The 1,683-nt window shown below is 27.5% G+C and carries 1 protein-coding gene; it reads right to left on the bottom strand.

Annotation, left to right across the window (positions count from 1 at the left end; genetic code table 11):
- Positions 1–1,683: CRISPR-associated protein Csx11 (locus tag J5G60_RS18200; protein ID WP_207876631.1), on the bottom strand; the 1,683-nt coding region annotated here is incomplete at both ends.

The raw sequence follows: 1,683 nt of genomic DNA, 5'->3' as shown, positions 1-1,683 counted from the left end.
AACTTATATATATAATAAATAAAAGTTTCTTTTCTTCGCTTATATTTAACTTTTTCTTCATTTTTTTTAGGTAATTTATATTCTCCGTCTTCAAACATTTTATTCATAACAGATTTATATGATATAATAAAAGATTTATCAAAATATTGAAGAACATTTATTACCTCTTCCTTACTATTATTATTTGCAAATTTCTTATACTTTTTTAAACAAGTTGTAATATTATCAGAACTAAATGGTGAATATGTTTTTCTTATGTTTTTAAATAAGGATACTATACTTGCTATTGTTACTGATTCACATTCAAAATTAGAAAGCATTAAGTTCAGCATATTGCCATTTAACCATTCATCTAACTCAAATTTGAGTGTTACCAAAGCTATTCTGCCGTTTTTATCCTGGATTTCTCCCGTAAAAACAGTTTCTTCATCATTACTATCTATTAAATTATTCTTTTGATTGCGTATTCTTTCAGCACAGATGCTGCATAATTTTAAACCATTGATTTCTTCTTCAGCTAGTCTAATCCCACAAACATCACATATTTTATTAAAATGTTCTGATGATTCTGCTTTAAATAATTTTTCAATATCAGCAGTTTTAGGATAAATAGGTTTAAGAAAATTTTTTTTTGCATTTTTTAAAAGATAAGCTATATTCATCGTTCCCCTTGAAGGCTTTGTCAAAAATACTGCAGGAAAAATTTCTCCGTTAAAACTTTCAAAGCATTTTACTATTTCATTTTGAAGTTCAATTAGGCTATCATTTAAATAATATAGTTTTTCTGTCTCATCATTTTTCTTTACATGATTACCGCAGATATTTTCTGGAGCAATAAAATATATCCCGGTTTCATCTCTATAGATTTCATTTCCTAATGCATAATCTATTTCCACTAATTTCTTTATTTCTTCATCCACTTTAGAGGTTTTTTCTCTGTACCATTTGATAAAATGAGGATTCATGGCTTTCTCAGCAAGACCAAGCTTATCATACTGTATTCCAAGAATTGACCACTTTACTTTTCTTGGGTCATTCATATATTTATCATACATTGAGCCATCCAAAGATATAGCCGCTAAAGCCGCTTTAAACATAGAAGAAGTCATATATGCCTGATCCCATAAAGTTATATCATTGATTGAAAACCTGCTGTCACTTAAAAGATGACTGTACCATTCCTTTACTTTACATTGAATGTATTCCATGATTTCTTCAATTAAATCTCTATCAAAATCAAAATTTTTACTCCCAAGGTCTTTTAAAAAATCTATTCTTTTTTTATCATAATTACTTCTTCCCTCATCAGTATCAAGGATCCTTTCTTTTATACTTCCAAAAGCATTCGCAATATTTAAATTAAAATCATCTAATTGTCTCTTCGGAGAACCTTTGTCAATTCCGGAATTAATATTTTCACAGCCTTTAAGCATGATTTTCTCTATAAAATTATCTTTATAAGCTTCACCACCTCCATTTATTACATTAACAAGTTTAAAATTTTCGCTTGATTTTGTTTTTGAACCATTAAGTTTAATTTTAATATCAGTATCCATCAATAAGGACTTACCATTTCCTCCTGCTTTTTCTAAGTCTAATTCAAAGGGGCATTTGTCCTCTGAAACTTTTTCAAAATAATTTTTATAGTATTTAAAAACTCCATAATCATATTCTTTTTTAAAT

The sequence above is a fragment of the Clostridium sp. HV4-5-A1G genome (assembly GCF_900184915.1).
GTDB lineage: Bacteria > Bacillota > Clostridia > Clostridiales > Clostridiaceae > Clostridium_B > Clostridium_B aromativorans.
The sequence above is the reverse complement of the archived record's forward strand: the minus strand, read 5'-3'. Positions and strand labels throughout refer to the sequence as shown.